This is a genomic window from Streptomyces sp. NBC_00057, from assembly GCF_045041165.1.
Lineage (GTDB): Bacteria > Actinomycetota > Actinomycetes > Streptomycetales > Streptomycetaceae > Streptomyces.
This window is the reverse complement of record NZ_CP108256.1, coordinates 1583830-1600040: the sequence shown is the minus strand read 5'-3', so window position 1 is coordinate 1600040 and position 16211 is coordinate 1583830. Positions and strand designations below refer to the sequence as shown.

The following is a 16211-nucleotide window of genomic DNA, read 5'->3' as shown; positions in this document are numbered from 1 at the left end:
TTATACTGATCGATCAACATGATGCATGTCGCGGGATCGACAACACAGCCTCGAGAAAGGCGCGTTGGTTACTTCCATGGACCGATTCACCGTCGTCGGACGCAAGACCGACTGCCATGTGCTCGAAGGGGACGGGACTCGGCCGATCGCCGAGGAGAACATGCGGGTGAAGTACGTGCCCGAGCCCGTCGAGCTCCCCGAGGAGATTGCCGAGTGGCGCCGTGAGATCGAAGCGGAAGAGGCCCGCAAGGAAGCTGCCGGGGAGCCGCACCGCTGGAACAACCCCCGTTTCGCGGTGCAACGCCTGGTGGTCACCCGCACCCACACGGCCGAGGATCCGGTCGCGACGCTGACCCTGTGCGACGCCTACTACTACGACTTCCTCAGTACGTCCATCAACCTGGACCGCAAGCAGAAGAACGGGCTGACTCTGCGTCAGCAGTACATGGACGGCAAGGACCCTCTCGACGCGCCGCCGTTCATGTTCTGCAGCTTCGGCGTCAACGTCGCGGTCGAGACGGGCAAGGACGGCAAGATGCTGTTCTCCCATCGGAGCGCCCGCGTCGTGGGACCGAACAAGTCCAAGTGGAACTCGTCCGCGAACGAGGGTCTTGCCAGCAACCACGACCTCTCGCCCGACGGACACGTGAGCCTGCATGCCGTAGCTCGCCGAGCGCTGCGCGAAGAGCTGGCCGTCCTGGACTCCGACGAGATCGATCTCGAACTCCTCGGCTTCGGGTTCGATCTCCGCAACAACCAGTGGGCGGCGTTCTTCCGGGCCGTGCTTCCCGACCTGTCCGAAGACGATTTGCGGGTGCGCTGGAGTCGGGGTGTGGAGGACAAGTGGGAGCATGACCGCCACGCCTTCGTCAGTGCGGACCCCGAGACGGTTCTGCGCTTCATCCGTGACGAGCCGGAGGAGAACTGGACGCCCTGCGCCCCTGCCCTCTTCTATCTCGCTCTGGTTCGCGGAGCGGTCCGTGCCCGCGGCGGGGATCCGGACGCTCGGTACGAAGTCGAGGCGATTGAACGCCGGGTGATGGAGGAGGCCGACGACGGGGACGATGTCGCGTAACAGGCGGGGTGTAGCACGGTCGTGCCGACGCCGAGCCGGGGCGGGCCGGGCGGAGGGCAACTGACCAGCTGGCGCCAGGTTGGAAAAGGCCTGTAGCCACTCGTTTCCGGACGGTGATACGGGATGTGCGCTTCCAGGTGGTAGCACGGGAACGTCCCCCGCGGAATGTCACCGCGGGGGACGTTGCCGTAACCGAGCGGGGTCAGGCGTTCTCGCGCTCCTGTACCAGGTCGTTCACCCGGCCGCGGACGACGAACCAGCCGCCGACCAGCGCCGCCGCGATCAGCGGCAGGCACAGCACGGTCGTACGGCCCACTCCGCCGCCCCACCACATCAGGAACACGACACCGGCGAGGAACGCCAGCGTGACGATCTGCGTGTACGGGGCCCAGGGCAGCCGGTACGAGGGGCGGGTGACCCTGCCGTCCTGCGAGCGGTGCCAGAACAGCAGCGAGCAGAGCATGATCATGCCCCAGGTGCCGAGGATGCCGATCGACGCGAAGTTGAGGACGATCTCGAACGCCTGGCCCGGCATGACGTAATTGAGCGCGACGCCGAGTACGCCGAAACCGGCGGTCAGCAGGATGCCGCCGTAGGGCACCTGGCCCTTGTTCATCCGGCCGGTGAATTTGGGCGCGGAGCCCGCCAGCGCCATGGAGCGCAGGATGCGGCCGGTGGAGTACAGACCGGAGTTCAGGCTGGAGAGCGCCGCGGTCAGTACGACCAGGTTCATCACACCGGCCGCGCCCGGGATACCGAGCTTGTCCATGACGGTGACGAAGGGGCTCTGGTCCGCCGAGTACGAGGTGTACGGCAGCAGGAGGGCCAGCAGCACCACCGAACCGACGTAGAAGAGGCCGACGCGCCACATGATCGAGTTGATCGCCTTGGGCATGATCTTCTCGGGGTTCTCCGTCTCGCCCGCGGCGATGCCGCACAGCTCGACGGAGGCGTACGCGAACACGACGCCCTGGATGAGCATCAGCATCGGGAGCATGCCGGTGGGGAAGATGCCGCCGCTGTCGGTGATGGTGGAGATGCCCGGCGTGTGACCGTCCACCGGGTGCTGGGTGACCACCAGGAAGATGCCGATGAGCATGAAGGCAACCAGGGCGGAGACCTTGATGATCGCGAACCAGAACTCCATCTCACCGAAGTACTTCACCGAGATGAGGTTGGCGGTGAGGACGACTGCGAGGGCGATCAGCGCGAGGATCCACTGCGGGATGTCGCTGAACATCGACCAGAAGTGGGCGTAGGTGGCGGCCGCGGTGATGTCGGCGACGGCGGTGGTCGACCAGTTCAGGAAGTACAGCCAGCCGGCCGCGAAGGCGCCCTTCTCGCCCATGAACTCCCGGGCGTACGAGACGAAGGCGCCGGAGGAGGGCCGGTAGAGGACCAGCTCGCCGAGCGCGCGGACGACGAAGAAGGCGAAGACACCGCAGACCGCGTAGGCAACGGCGAGGGAGGGACCCGCACCGGCCAGTCGACCGCCCGCGCCCAGGAACAGGCCGGTACCGATCGCGCCGCCGATGGCGATCATGTTGATGTGACGGGACTTGAGGTCCTTGCTGTAACCGGCATCGCCGGCGTCCCGGTGGGGGGAGCCCGTCGCCGGTGGGGCGGCGGCGAGCGTATGGGCCGCAGTGGTGCGGTCACTCATGGAGGAGATTCGCCTTTGTGAGGGGGAGGTGGGCGGTCCCGGCAATGGCGGCCAGGGAGTCGTCACCGTGGCACCGCTTAATGCCACATCATCCGGGAATCCTGTGATTCTGGCAGTGCCCCACATCACTCAGGAACAAATCCGAGGTAATCCAGAGGTTACGAGCCGGTATGCAAGAGGGGGGCACACGGGGGACAGGTCGACCCGCTTGCCCGTGTCCCCGAACCCGGCGAACACCTTCTCGGCCTGTGCGAGGAGTCCGGGCGGGGGTGTGGCCCACTCCGTTCTCGCGGCGTGAACCGCGCCGCCATGAGCCCCGGCGGGTTTGCGGACGACCGCCGGGCCGAGACCGCTGCCGCCGGTGCGGCGGTTTCTTGCCCCCTCCCGGCCGGCAATTTCGCGTTGCGCCACGCGATCGTGGCTGCCGCCGCCGCGAAGGCGGCCGGAGTCGCAGCCGAAGGAACTGGGCAGGGTCGCCGTGCAGAAGACGGCGCAGGCAGCAGAGGGCAAGAAGGTCGATAGCATGGTGAAGGTGCCGGTTCAAGGTAGTCACCGAGAAGAATGTCGCCGACTTCTCCCGAACAGCGCCTGAGCGGCGTCCGACCTCGGAAAGCAGGATCAATGCACGTCAACGACCACCACCAGTACGACCTGCTGGTTGTGGGCTCGGCCAACGCCGACCTGGTCATCGGTGTCGAACGCCGGCCAGCACCCGGTGAGACCGTGCTCGGTTCCGATCTTGCCGTCCACCCGGGCGGCAAGGGAGGGAACCAGGCGGTGGCCGCCGCCCGCCTCGGGGCCGTCACTGCGCTGCTGGCACGGGTCGGCGACGACGCCCACGGCCGCCTGCTGCTCGAATCGCAGCGGGCGGCCGGGGTGGACACCGAGGGCGTCCTCGTGGGCGGGGCACCGACCGGAGTCGCGCTGATCACCGTGGACCCCTCCGGCGACAACAGCATCGTGGTGTCGCCGGGGGCCAATGGCCGGCTGACCCCGGAGGACATCCGGGCGGCCGGACCCCTGTTCGAGGCGGCGCGGGTCGTGTCCGTACAGCTGGAGATTCCGCTGGAGACGGTTGCCGAGGTGGCCGGTGCCATGTCACCCGGCACCCGGCTGGTCCTGAACCCGTCCCCGCCCGCACCCCTGCCCGATCACGTGCTGGCCGCCTGCGACCCCTTGGTCGTCAATGAGCACGAGGCGCGCTACATGCTGGGGGAAGCTGCCGGCGCCACGCCTCAGGAGTGGGCGCGAGCACTTCTGAAGCTCGGCCCGCAGTCGGTCGTGGTCACGCTGGGTGCGGCGGGCGCGCTCGTCGCCGACGGCCGTACGGGTGACGTCGTACCCGTACCGAGCCCCAAGGTCAAGGCTGTGGACACGACGGGGGCGGGCGACGCGTTCACCGCCGCCCTGGCCTGGCGGCTCGGCTTGGGAGAGCAACTCGCCGAGGCCGCCGCGTTCGCCGTCAGGGTCGGTGCGGCGGCCGTCACCCGGCAGGGCGCGCAGGAGTCCTACCCGAGCGCAGAGGAAGTCTCCGCGCTGTAAAGAAGGCAGGAATCCTCAACCGTCATCTCGCCGGGGCGCCGGCCGAGTTGGGCCATGGTGACGGGGTACTGATCTGCGACGTGGGTACGCCCATCCCGACCAGGCCCCTGTGAATGTCCGCGGTGGCAACCGGTCACGACGTACGGCTGCCGCCCCGGAGCTCATCAGACCGCGGCGACCAGCGGTGCCAGGAACGGGCTCGGCGTCCCGTGCCAGAAGATGTCCAGGCTGTCACGGGCTCCGGCCGCGGTCATGACGCCGGGTCTCCGGCAGGCTCCCGGGCCCACGCCGGGTCGGCGCCGGGCGGACCGGTGCAGTCCGTCGTGCTGGAGCCGCGGACGAGGAGTTCCGGACCGAGTCGTACCGTGCGGCTCGGGCCTGCCTTCTCTCCGGCCAGCCGCCGGTCCAGCAACCGGGCGGCCTCCGCGGCCAGTTCGGCGACGGGTTGGCGGACGGTGGTCACGCCAGGGTCGGTGAGGCTCGCCATGGGGATGTCGTCGAAGCCGGTGACGGCGATCTCGCCCGGGACATCCACTCCCAGCTGTCGCAGTCGTTGCAGCGCACCGATGGCGATGAGGTCGTTGGCGCAGACGATGGCGTCCGGGCGGTGCGCGAGGACCCGGTCCACTGCGGCCCGCCCCCACTCGACGGAGAATTCGCCGAGCTCGACACGTCCGGGCGCCCGTGGGTCCAGTGCGCCGGCGCCGGACTCGTACGCGGCGCGGCGTTCGACCGCCGCCGATGCGGTGCCCGCCGCCCCGATGAAGCACGGACGGCGACGCCCCGCCGCCGCGAGGTGGTCCAGCACGAGCTTTATGCCGGCGGCGTTGTCGACGACCACGGAGTCGGCGACGCCGGGGCCGCAGCCTCGGTCCAGCAGTACCAGCGGCACCCGGGCCGCCGCGTCGGTCACCGCGGCCACGCTGCGTTTCTCGTCGACCGGGACGACCAGCAGGGCGTCGACCTGCCGGGCCAGCAGGGCGTTGATCCGGGCCGCTTCGGTCATCGGGTCGTCGTCGCAGTCGGCGAGGATCACGGCACGGTCGTGGACATGCAGCGCGCGCGTCAGCTCCCGCACGAGAGTGGGGTAGAACGGGTTGGTGATCTGCGGCAGGACGAGGCCGATGGTGCCTGTCGAGCGGCTGCGCAGGGCACGGGCCACGTGGTTGGGCCGGTAGCCGAGACTGTCGGCAGCCGCGCGTACCCGCCGGGCGGTTTCCGCGCCGACCGGGCGGTTGCCGACGAGCACCCGGGACACCGTGGCGATGGAACAGCCCGCCAGGCGAGCCACGTCTCGCAGTGTTACTTCCGCCACTTCGGATCGCCTGCCCTGTTCGTCTGGTCCGGCCGTGTGAAGCGGGCGGATGTCCGCGGGGAGGCGGCAAACGTTATCACCGGCCTTCCCCCGCGCACAGACTGCGATCCGCCACCCCAAACGGGTCACAACGTGAGATAAGACTTCACCCATTGACATCGTGGGCATCGGTGCGCAAAGTCTTCGGAGAACGATTTCCCAGATCGATTTTCCACCGCGTGATCAAGGAAGAGTGCGCGGTACCTGTTCGTCTCGCTGCCCGCCCGCGGGTCGGCGCCACATGCCGGCGCGGACCGTAACGGCGGTAGGGGACCGTACCGGCGCACTCTGTGCAGTAGCCCTTTTGCGGCGCTGGCCGAGATCCATCTCAATTCTGTTCAGCTGAGCAAAGGGGCTCTTCCGATGGCCAGAAAGATCATCCTGGACTGCGACCCAGGGCACGACGACGCGATCGCCATGCTCCTCGCGTACGGGAACCCGGACGTGGATCTGGTCGCCGTGACCACCGTGGTCGGCAACCAGACGCTGGAGAAGGTGACGCGCAACGCGTTGTCCGTGGCGCGTATCGCCGGTATCACCGGGGTTCCCTTCGCCGCGGGATGTCCGCGGCCGCTGGTGCGGACCATCGAGACGGCGCCGGAGATCCACGGGGAGTCGGGACTCGACGGCCCGGTGCTGCCCGAACCGACCCTGGAGCTGGACCGCCGCCACGCCGTGGACCTCATCATCGACACGGTGATGTCCCATGAGCCGGGTGAGATCACCATCGTCCCCACGGCCGGCCTGACCAACATCGCGCTCGCCGTGCGCAAGGAGCCGCGCATCGCCTCCCGCGTCCGCGAGGTCGTGTTGATGGGTGGCGGATACCACGAGGGCAACTGGAGCGCGGTCGCCGAGTTCAACATCATCATCGACCCGGAGGCCGCGCACATCGTCTTCAACGAGAGCTGGCCGGTCACCATGGTGGGTCTCGACCTGACCCACCAGGCGCTCGCGACCCCGGAGGTGCGGAAGAAGATCGCCGCGGTCGGCACCAAGCCGGCCGCGTTCGTGGGCGAGCTGCTCGACTTCTTCGGCGCCACCTACCTGGAGTCGCAGGGCTTCGAGCACCCTCCGGTGCATGACCCGTGCGCCGTCGCCTACGTCATCGACCCGACCGTCATGACGGTGCGCAAGGCCCCGGTGGACATCGAGCTCACCGGCGGGCTGACCCTCGGCATGACCGTGACCGACTTCCGGGCGCCCGCCGCGCCCGACTGCCACACCCAGGTCGCCGTCAAGCTCGACCACGAGCGCTTCTGGGACCTCGTCGTGGACGCCCTGACGCGGATTGGTGACGGCGCCGAATGAACGTCTTCACCAGTACCGAAGCCGTCCCGGGCGGGCCGCCGCCGGTCACCGACCGGCGTCCGGTCCGAGTGGGCGTGCTGGTCGCCGCGCTTCTCATGGCGTGCTTCGCCTTCCAGCTGAACGCCAGCATGCTCAGCCCGGCCTTGAAGAGCATCGAGGACAGCCTGGGCGCTACTTCGGCCGAGATCGGGCTCACCCAGACCGCGTTCTTCACCTCCGCGGCCCTGTTCTCGCTGTTCCTGCCGAGGCTGGGCGATATCATCGGCCGCCGCCGGGTGCTGGTCGCGATGATGGCGCTCATGGCGGTCGGCTGCGTGGTCGCCGCGCTGGCACAGAACGTGCCGATGCTGTTCATCGGCCGCATCATCCAGGGCGTGTCCGGGCCTACGGTGCCGCTGTGCCTGATCATGCTGCGGGTCGAGGTCACCGAGCCGAAGAAGTACGGCACCCTGCTGGGCGTGCTCACCGCTGTCAACGGTGGTATCGCCGGGGTCGACTCCCTTGTCGGCGGGTTCCTCGCCGACAAGCACGGCTTCGCCTCGGTGTTCTGGGTGATGGCCTTGGTGGCGGCGATCGCCACGGTCCTGGTCGCCACCATGACGCCGGAGTCCAAAGCGGCCACCGCGTCCCGGATGGACTGGCCCGGCGTCACACTGCTGGTCGTCTCCGTCGGAGCACTGCTGATCGCGCTGAACGAGGCCGGAAAGCTCGGCGCCGCGAACTGGCCGCTCGTCGCCGTCCTTGTCGTCGTGGCCGCGATCGCCTTCGCCCTGTTCTGGCGGACCGAGGGCAGGAGCGGGCACCCGCTGGTCGCGACCCGGCACCTGCGGCAGCGCGCGACCTGGGCGACGCTGCTGACCACCGTGCTCACCATGACCGGCGTGTTCGCCGTCATGAACGGGCTGATCCCGGCGTTCGCCCAGGACGCACACGCCGGGCTCGGCATGTCCGCCGAACAGTCCGCATGGTGGACGCTCACGCCGTACGCGCTGGCCGGGCTTGTCATGGGTCCCATCGCCGGCCGGCTCGCCGCCGGCTTCGGTTACCGCCGCATCCTGCGTCTGGGCCTGATCGGCGCGGCCGCCTCCGTCGTCCTGATGATCCTCACCCTGGGCGACCAGTCGCGTGCCCTGCTGCTCGTGGCCTCGCTACTGGTCGGCATCACCTACGCGGGCGTGGGCAATATCGTGCTCAACGGCCTCGGCATCGTGCTGTCCCCGCGCGAGAACCCCGGATTCCTGCCCGGGCTGAACGCCGGCGCGTTCAACCTCGGGGCCGGGCTCAGTTTCGCGGTGCTCTACGCGGTCCAGACGGCTGTCCAGCCCGCCGATCCGGCATCAACCGACGGCTATGTCGCCGGCATGATCGCGGGCGTGGTCCTGCTGGGCCTCGCCACCGTGGCGTCCTTCCTGATCCCCAAGCCAGTGGCGGCGGAAGACGGACCCTGACGGCTGCGGCTGCCCCGGCGTGACACCGTCGACGCCGGGGCAGCGGGAACAGCACGGCAGGTGGACCGCTGGAGTTCCCGGGGCTGTTCACGGCACCCTGAGAGGCGGGCGGATCTTCCCGCTCAGGCCGGAAGGCAGGAATCCACAACCGTCATTGTGAATAACGGACGACGGGTCTGCGCGGTGGTCACCGCGGTCTCTGGTGCAATCACCGCACAGTCCGCACGAACTGATGGGCCGCATTCCTCTTCGAGAGGCGGCCCATCACGCGTATGCGCTGATGCAGACGCTGATGATCCCGGTGAACCGTCGACAGTACTGATGGTCCACTCGCCCAACCCATCCCTCTCGTGACCCCGGGTGCACCCGCGGGTCGGCCCGTGCGCCCCACGATGTCGGCCCCTCAAGACAGATCCGTACTCCGTGACCCGGTGGCGGACTCGGTCGGTGCAGTGCCATTCACTCCGTGACCGCGCCCGACGAAGATCTGTTTGGATGAGGGAACGCACCATCAGTAACACCCGGTGGCGGTTGCTTTGGGGCGGGCGTGACGTAGCGTTGCCCTTTTGGTGGTGTTCGGAAGAGCACCGCAAGGCACCGTTGTGCCCTCATCAGGCATGGGGGCACTAGTAGGGGTATTGGGATGAAGCTCTGCTTCCTCGTCGAAGAGCTGTACCGGCATGACGGCATGCCGCTTGACGTGGTCCGACGACTGTTGTCGTGGGGACACCAGGTGGACGTGGTGCGCCCCGGCGGCTCACTACTGCGGATCTCGGAAGAGGTGCGGGCGGGGACCCATGACGCCTGGGTACTCAAGACCGTGTCCGGCGGCCCCGGGCTCACCCTGCTGGAGGCCGCAGCGGCTGTGGGCCTGACCACGGTGAACGATGCGCGGTCGATCCGCGCGGTGCGCGACAAGGTCCTCACATCGGTCATCGCGCGACAGCACGGGCTACCGGTTCCGGTGACCTATTCGGCACCGAGGGCCACGCTGTTCGCGGATGTTTCCGACGAGCTCTTCCCCCTGGTGGTCAAGCCCGCCGACGGCAGCTCGGGACGCGGGGTGCGGCTCGTGTCGGACCCCCGGCGGCTGGCGGAGGTGGAGCAGGCGGGGGAGGGCCAACTCATCGCACAGCCCTACGTGCCCAACACCGGTTCCGACCTGAAGGTCTACTGTCTCGCGGGCGAGTTCCACGCGACCTTGCGCCGCTCCCCGCTCCACCCGGACGGGCCGGTCGACGAGGGAGCCGTCCCCCTGCCCGCCGAGGTGGCCGCAGCGGCGGCGAAGGTGGGAGAGGTCTTCGGCCTCGATCTGTACGGCATCGACGTGGTGCTCGGCCCCGACGGTCCCGTGATCGTCGACATCAACGACTTCCCGAGTTTCCGTCAGGTCCCCGACGCCGTATCCCGGTTGGCCGGAGCCGTCCTCGACCTGGCCAGGACAGGCGGTACAGCCAGGACGGGCTTGCTCGCTCCTGCTCCGCACATTCCCGCGCAGCCGCACATCCCCCAGGGACGGCCTCATCCGCACCCCGTCCCCGGCCCCGGAGCGGACATGCTGGCAGCCGTGCCGGGAGTCGCGCAGATATGAGGGTGTGTCTGCTGACCGACAAGCCGGATCATCCGCTGCTTGCCGCAGCCTCTTCCGCACTGATCGAGGCGAAGCACCGGGTGACGTTCCTGAACCCGGACACCGGAACCGGTTCCCCGTCGGAACTGGTGACCCCGGACGATCTCGCCGACGTCTACCTCCTCAAGGCTCATACCCCCCGGGCACTGGCGCTGGCCCGTTCCCTCGAAGCACACGGCGCCCGGGTGGTGAACTCCGCCGCGGCCACGGAGCTGTGCCAGGACAGGAGCCGGATCGCCGCCGTGGCGGAAGGCGCCGGCCTGCCGATGCCCCGGACAAGGACCCTGGACGCGCTGTCCGAAGCCCTCCACGGAGCGGAGCAGCTGGAGGGTGGCTATCCGCTCATGGTCAAGAGCCGCCACAGCCGGCGCGCGGACCTGGTCGCCCGGGTGGACGGTCCGGCCGAGCTCCGGGACCTTGCCGCCAAGTGGTCCAACGAGCCTGTCGTCCTACAGGAGTTCGTCGCGAACAGCGGCTGGGACCACAAGCTGTGGGTGATCGCGGGAGAGGTGTTCGCGGGGGTGCGCCCCGCACCGGTGGGCGCCCCGCCGGACGGTGCGCAGTCCGCGCCACTGATCCGTGACCTGCCGCAGGCCTGGACCGAACTCGCCCTCCACACGGGAGAGGTCTTCGGCCTGGACGTCTACGGTGTCGACCTGCTGGACCGCGAGGGGGCGCCCGTCGTCGTCGACATCAACGCCTTCCCCGGCATCCGCGGACCGAAGGGCGCCCCTGCGGCGCTGGCAGCCCTGGCGCTGGAACGCCCCAGTCCCGCTACTCCCGCCTACAAGGCCTGACAGACCCCGGCCTCCACCAGGAACTCGCTGGGGGCGCCCGACCACGACACATGCAGCCCGTCCCGGGCCCGCGTGCACGCGACGAACAGCAGACAGCGTTCCGCCAGCAGGTCCGATTCGTGCTGGAGCCGGTCGATGTCGGCCGGGGTCACCGCACGCGGGTACGGCAGCGCACCGTCGCTCGCACCGGTCCTTGGTTCAGCCCTGCAGGAGATCAGGCGCCGGTACCCGGACCGGGGCGCGATCCGGCACGGTGTCGATCCGGGTACTTCCCGCCCGCGGCGCAACCCGGGCCGCCTCCTGCACAACCCGCGCCCGGTGCGTGCTTCCCCGGATGAAGACAGGGGGCCTAGGTCCCCCCTGGAACCGGGGTGGCAGGCCCAATGATTCCGAAGCCGCCTCACAGCAGACTCATCTGCGACGGGATCGAGGGAGCCCGCAGGAGGAGGCCGGAATGAAGAGGGTCGCATCACCCGCACTGTGGCAGCCGCCGTTGCGCGGGCTCGCGCTGGTCGCGCAGAAAGTGCCGCAGGCGGCCCTCTTCGTACTCATGGTGTTCTCGTCGGCCTCTCTGGGCCTCGGCGTGGGCGTCCTGCTTCTCCCCGTCGTCGTGGCGGCCGTCCGCAAGCTGGCCAACCGTTCCCGCAGGCTGGCCCGCGACTGGTCCGGGGTGACGATCGCGCAGCCGTACCGTGAACTGCCCGAGCCGGGGCCCGGCCTCGCGGGACGCTGGGGGCACTGCCTGCGGCTGCTCCAGGACCCGGCCACCGTGCGGGACACGCTCTGGACGATCGTCGACCCCGTGATCGGCACCGTCCTCGCGCTGCTGCCCGCCGCACTGCTGGTGTACGGACTCGAGGGGCTGGTTCTCCCGTTCCTCTGGGACACCCTCGTCTCCGCCGGCTATCACGACCACTACGCCGGGCTGATCGATGTGAGCGGCGAACGAGGTGTACGCGCCTGGCTGATGCCCTTGTTCGGTCTCGGATTCATATGGCTCGGACTCCGGACGGGACCCCTGCTGCTCACCGCCCACGCCCGCTTCACCCGCAAGCTGCTCGGTCCGCGGATCGATGACGAACTCACCGCACGTGTAGGTCACTTGACCCGCACCCGAGGGGCAGTGGTGGACAGTCAAGCCGCCGAACTCCGCAGGATCGAACGCGATCTGCACGACGGCGCACAGGCCAGGCTGGTCGCGATGGGAATGAACCTGGACGCCGTCGGTCAACTGCTGGACACCAACCCCGAAGCCGCCCGCGCACTGCTGCTGGAGACCAGGGAATCATCCTCCAAGGCGCTCGGTGAACTCCGTGACCTGGTACGGGGAATTCATCCGCCGGTTCTCTCCGACCGGGGACTCGGCGATGCCGTACGTGCCCTGGCGCTGGACAGCCCGCTGCCGGTCGATGTCGCCGTTGATCTGCCGGGCCGGCTCGACGCCCCGGTGGAGTCGGCCGCCTACTTCGCGGTCAGTGAACTGCTCACCAACGCGGCGAAGCACGCCCGGGCCGATCACGTCTGGATCGATGTCCGCCACGAACGCGAGGCCCTGCGCATCAGTGTGGGCGATGACGGATGTGGTGGGGCGACGGTATCGGCGGGAACAGGGCTGGGGGGAATCGAGAGCCGAATTGCCGCATTCGACGGAGTGCTTTGCGTCAACAGCCCTCAGGGCGGACCGACCATGACCACGATGGAGATTCCGTGCGCATTGTTCTCGCCGAAGACCTCTTCCTCCTGAGAGAGGGGCTGGTCCGGCTTCTGACGGCCCACGGTTTCGACATCGTCGCCGCAGTGGACAACGGCCCGGAACTCCTCGACGCACTGGTCGAGCACCGGCCGGATGTCGCACTGGTGGATGTGCGGCTCCCGCCCACCTTCACCGACGAGGGACTGCGCGCCGCCATCGAGGCACGGCGCAGGATCCCCGGACTCCCGGTGCTGGTTCTCTCGCAGTACGTCGAGCAGCTTTACGCCCGCGAGTTGCTGGCCGACGGCACGGGCGGGATCGGCTATCTGCTCAAGGACCGGGTCTTCGACAGCGGCCGCTTCGTCGACGCCGTGCGCCGGGTCGCGGCAGGTGGCAGTGCGATGGACCCGGAAGTGGTGGCAAAACTACTCAGGGGCAACGCCCGGGACGAACCGCTCACCCGGCTCACCCCACGGGAGTACGAGGTGCTGGGACTCGTGGCGGAAGGACGTTCCAACGCCGCCATCGCCGGCCGGCTCGGCGTGAGCGAGAAAGTCGTCACCAAACACACGTCGAGCGTCTTCACCAAACTCGATCTGGCGCCGTCGGAAGACGACAACCGCCGGGTCCTTGCCGTACTCGCCTATCTGAACTCCTGACACCCTGCCAGGTCGGCAGCGAAACAAACGCGGTAGTCGCGGCGTCGCGATGCTGTGGCCATGCCATCCGCCGAACAGGCGCTGCACAGCCGTAACGGCTCGCTGCGCCCGATGAGTCATGCCCGCACCGGGCCGGAACACACGGCACATTTCCCACTCATGGACGAGGATTCCCCCATGACAGCACCACGCAAATGGGCCGGCCGGCTCCTGAGACTGCCGAGCGGACGAAAAGGCAAGTGGCTGACGCTGGTTGTCTGGCTGATCGTCGTGGCGGCTGCGGTGCCGCTCGCCGGACAGCTTTCGGAGCTCGAGAAGGACGGTCTCACCGTCGAACTGCCACGTGGAGCCGAGTCCACCGAGGTGGCCGGGCTCGCCGACCGTTTCGACGAGGGCAGGATCTCGCTCGGCATCGTCGTCTACGTCCGTGACAGCGGACTCACCGCACAGGACCGGGCCAAAGTCGCCTCCGACATCGAGGAGTTCGCCACCCTGGCGGCAGGAAACGTCGAACCGGCCCGGCTCTCCGAGGACGGCAAGGCCCTGACCGCGTTGGTCCCCCTCGACAAGCAGGACAGCACCGTGCTGGCGGACAACGCCGAGAAGGTACGCGACCGCGCCACCAGCGACCGGCCCGACGGTCTGAAGGCCGAGCTGACCGGGCCTGCCGGTAACTCCCTGGACGCCGCGGACGCCCGTGCGTCCACCGGTCGGGCGCTCACCCTCATCACTGTCGTGGTGGTTGCCGCGCTGCTGCTCATCACCTACCGCAGCGCGATCCTGTGGCTGCTGCCCCTGCTCGTCGTGGGCGTCTCCTTCCTCACCACCCAGGCGGTCTCCGCCCTGCTCGCCAAGGTGTTCGGTCTGACCGTCGGCGGCGGGAACGAGATCGTCGTCACCGCACTGCTCTTCGGCGTGGGCACCGACTACGCGATGCTGCTGCTCGCCCGCTACCGCGAGGAACTGCGCATCCATGAGGACCGGCACCACGCCATGCGGACCGCCCTGCGCAGGGCGGTACCGGCCATCGCCGCCTCGGCCGCGACCGTATGCATCGGGCTGCTCTGCCTCACCCGGGCCGACGTCGGGTTCAACCACACGCTCGGCCCGGGCGGTGCCGTTGCGATCGCCTGCGGACTTGCCGCGATGACCACGCTGTTCCCGGCCGTGCTCGTCCTGCTCGGCCGATGGGTGTTCTGGCCCCGCGTGCCGCGCGCCGGGGCCACCGCGAAGAACGCCAACCACCTTCTGTGGGACCGGATCGGCGGCCGGATATCCCGGCGCCCGCGTCTGGTGTGGATGGGCTCCGCCCTCGTCCTCACCGTGCTGGCACTCGGCTCCCTGGGCCTGAGGACCGGGCTGGACGACGAGCACCTCGTCATCGGCAGGCCCGGCTCGATCGCCGGCCAGGAACTCCTCGCCGCCCATTACCCGGCCGGGCAGAGCCGGCCCGCCGAGGTGATGAGCAGGGCCGCGGCCGCACCGGCGGTCGCCGAGGCACTGAAGCACATCGACGGGGTCTTTGAGGTCGTGCCCGCCACCATCTCAACCGACGGTGAACTCGCCTACACCAAGGCCGTGTTGAAGGCGGACGCGGACAGCTCGGCCGCCGCCCGCACCGTGGACCGGATCCGCACCGCCGTCCATGACATCCCAGAAGCCGACGCACGGGTCGGCGGTCCCACCGCCATGGCCCAGGAGAAGGCCGAGGCGCAGGCACACGACCGCAGGGTGGTCATCCCACTGGTGCTCGTCGTGGTCTTCGTCATCCTGATCGCACTGCTCAGGGCCGTGGTCGCGCCGCTACTGCTGATGGCGACCGTGGTGCTCTCCTGCTTCGCCGCACTCGGCATCAGTTGGCAGCTGTTCCAGCACGTCCTCGGCTTCCCCGCCGTCGACACCCAGGTCATGCTGATCGGCTTCCTGTTCCTGGTCGCCCTCGGCGTCGACTACAACATCTTCCTCATCCACCGCATCCGTGAGGACGTCGGGCATCACGGCCACCGGAGCGGGGTCCTGTCCGGCCTCACCTCCACCGGCGGGGTCATCACCGGCGCGGGCGCGGTCCTCGCGGCGACGTTCGCCGCCCTCACCAGCGCTCCACAGGTGGCGTTCATCGAGATCGGCATCGTGGTGGCGACCGGCGTACTGATCGACACCTTCCTGGTCCGCTCCGTCCTCGTTCCGGCGCTCGCCCTCGACGTCGGCCCCGCCTTCTGGTGGCCGGGCCGCCCGGTGGGCCGGGACACAGCAGCGCAGACCGTCGACGACGCGCCCAGGGAGGCGGTCGCGGTCGCCGTCAGCTCCGGGCGGCATACACGATGAGGTTGTCCACGGGATGGCCCTGCGCGTCGAAGGCGCCGTCACAGGTGATGAGACGCAGGACGCGCTCGTCGGTGGCCCCGTAGACCCTCTTGGTCGGGAAGGCATTCTTGCTGACGGTCTCCGTGCCGGTGACCCTGAAGTGGAGCTCCGCTCCCCGGTCGTTGCGGATCGCGATGTCCGCACCCTTGCCGATCTTCTTCAGATCGTGGAAGACGGCCTTCCCGAAGCCGGTGTTGTTGTGCCCGATGAGTACCGCGGCGCCACGTTCGCCGGGGACGGCGCCACCGGTGTACCAGCCGACCGTCATGCCCTTCTCGGCGGGCGGGACCTGGACGGTGCCGTCCTCGTTCAGACCGAGCCGCATCAGCGAGCTGTCCACCCCGATCGAAGGGATGCTGACATGGGTGGGGCTCGCCGCGGACCTCGGCTTCCCCGACTTCTCGGGCTTCTGCGTCCCCCCGGGCCCCGTGTCCTTCGGAGAGTTGAGAGAGCCCGAGGCGCTGGATGAATTGCCGCCGGCGTGTGATGCGGCGGACGAGCCATCCACGGCGCCGGAGGAGCAGCCGGTGAGGGCGAGGCAGGCGAGCACCGGAAGTGTGACATGCCAAAGCGGCATGGGCGTACGGGACATGGGGGCTCCAGAACGGGACGGAGATGGGCAGTGGCGCCGCCCGGGACGGGGCGGCGCCACGAGGGGAGGTCAACTGCTGAGCG

12 protein-coding genes and 2 pseudogenes are annotated in these 16211 nt (G+C 69.0%); 10 read left to right on the top strand and 4 right to left on the bottom strand.

Translation table 11 applies throughout. The features are described from left to right. The first annotated feature begins 76 nt into the window (after window positions 1-76). Window positions 77-1075 carry a translation initiation factor 2 gene (locus tag OG953_RS07560; RefSeq protein ID WP_405683165.1) on the top strand — a complete coding sequence of 333 codons (999 nt, stop codon included), beginning with the start codon at window positions 77-79 and terminating at the stop codon, window positions 1073-1075. Window positions 1076-1277: 202 nt separating this feature from the next. On the opposite strand, the gene OG953_RS07555 is transcribed toward OG953_RS07560, so the two are convergent. Then, the gene (locus tag OG953_RS07555) at window positions 1278-2738 is read right to left on the bottom strand and encodes an amino acid permease (protein ID WP_405683164.1); all 1461 of its coding nucleotides are present in this window, start codon (window positions 2736-2738) and stop codon (window positions 1278-1280) included. 621 nt (window positions 2739-3359) lie between these two features. On the opposite strand from OG953_RS07555, the gene OG953_RS07550 reads away from it, so the two are divergent. Next, window positions 3360-4280 carry a ribokinase gene (locus OG953_RS07550; RefSeq protein ID WP_405683163.1) on the top strand — a complete coding sequence of 307 codons (921 nt, stop codon included), beginning with the start codon at window positions 3360-3362 and terminating at the stop codon, window positions 4278-4280. An 11-nt stretch (window positions 4281-4291) separates the two neighbouring features. After that, window positions 4292-4387 (top strand): annotated as a pseudogene (locus tag OG953_RS07545) (RbsD/FucU domain-containing protein); the annotation flags it as partial. Between the two features lie 143 nt (window positions 4388-4530). Here the strand turns inward: OG953_RS07545 and OG953_RS07540 are convergent. Beyond that, window positions 4531-5571, bottom strand: a complete 1041-nt coding sequence (locus OG953_RS07540) for a LacI family DNA-binding transcriptional regulator (RefSeq protein ID WP_405683162.1) — start codon at window positions 5569-5571, stop codon at window positions 4531-4533. Window positions 5572-5997: 426 nt separating this feature from the next. On the opposite strand from OG953_RS07540, the gene OG953_RS07535 reads away from it, so the two are divergent. The 4 genes from OG953_RS07535 (at window position 5998) to OG953_RS07520 (ending at window position 10820) form a co-directional block, all read left to right on the top strand. Continuing rightward, window positions 5998-6945, top strand: coding sequence for a nucleoside hydrolase (locus OG953_RS07535; RefSeq protein WP_405683161.1), 948 nt, complete (start codon window positions 5998-6000; stop codon window positions 6943-6945). Next, on the top strand, window positions 6942-8393 hold the full coding sequence (locus OG953_RS07530; RefSeq protein ID WP_405683160.1) for an MFS transporter: 1452 nt from the start codon (window positions 6942-6944) through the stop codon (window positions 8391-8393). The genes OG953_RS07535 and OG953_RS07530 overlap by 4 nt, the downstream gene beginning before the upstream one ends. Window positions 8394-9036: 643 nt before the next feature. Further along, a complete protein-coding gene (locus tag OG953_RS07525; RefSeq protein WP_405683159.1) occupies window positions 9037-9984 on the top strand; it encodes a RimK family alpha-L-glutamate ligase in 948 nt (315 codons plus the stop codon). Then, on the top strand, window positions 9981-10820 hold the full coding sequence (locus tag OG953_RS07520; RefSeq protein WP_405683158.1) for a RimK family alpha-L-glutamate ligase: 840 nt from the start codon (window positions 9981-9983) through the stop codon (window positions 10818-10820). The genes OG953_RS07525 and OG953_RS07520 overlap by 4 nt, the downstream gene beginning before the upstream one ends. On the opposite strand, the pseudogene OG953_RS07515 reads toward OG953_RS07520, so the two are convergent. Next, window positions 10808-11008, bottom strand: a pseudogene (locus OG953_RS07515) (hypothetical protein); the annotation flags it as partial. The gene OG953_RS07520 and the pseudogene OG953_RS07515 sit on opposite strands and share 13 nt — an antisense overlap. A 266-nt stretch (window positions 11009-11274) precedes the next feature. Between OG953_RS07515 and OG953_RS07510 the strand changes: the two are divergent. The 3 genes from OG953_RS07510 to OG953_RS07500 are packed head-to-tail and all read left to right on the top strand — an operon-like array spanning window position 11275 to window position 15497. Beyond that, window positions 11275-12564: a sensor histidine kinase gene (locus OG953_RS07510; protein ID WP_405683157.1), complete on the top strand. Its 1290-nt coding sequence runs from the start codon at window positions 11275-11277 to the stop codon at window positions 12562-12564. Beyond that, window positions 12528-13172 carry a response regulator gene (locus tag OG953_RS07505; RefSeq protein ID WP_405683156.1) on the top strand — a complete coding sequence of 215 codons (645 nt, stop codon included), beginning with the start codon at window positions 12528-12530 and terminating at the stop codon, window positions 13170-13172. The genes OG953_RS07510 and OG953_RS07505 overlap by 37 nt, the downstream gene beginning before the upstream one ends. A gap of 60 nt (window positions 13173-13232) precedes the next feature. Beyond that, window positions 13233-15497 (top strand): MMPL family transporter, encoded by a 2265-nt coding sequence (locus tag OG953_RS07500; RefSeq protein WP_405683155.1) that lies wholly within the window; start codon window positions 13233-13235, stop codon window positions 15495-15497. Here OG953_RS07500 and OG953_RS07495 read toward each other — a convergent pair. Continuing rightward, on the bottom strand, window positions 15472-16128 hold the full coding sequence (locus tag OG953_RS07495; protein ID WP_405683154.1) for a class F sortase: 657 nt from the start codon (window positions 16126-16128) through the stop codon (window positions 15472-15474). The two genes, OG953_RS07500 and OG953_RS07495, sit on opposite strands and share 26 nt — an antisense overlap. Between the last annotated feature and the right edge of the window lie 83 nt (window positions 16129-16211).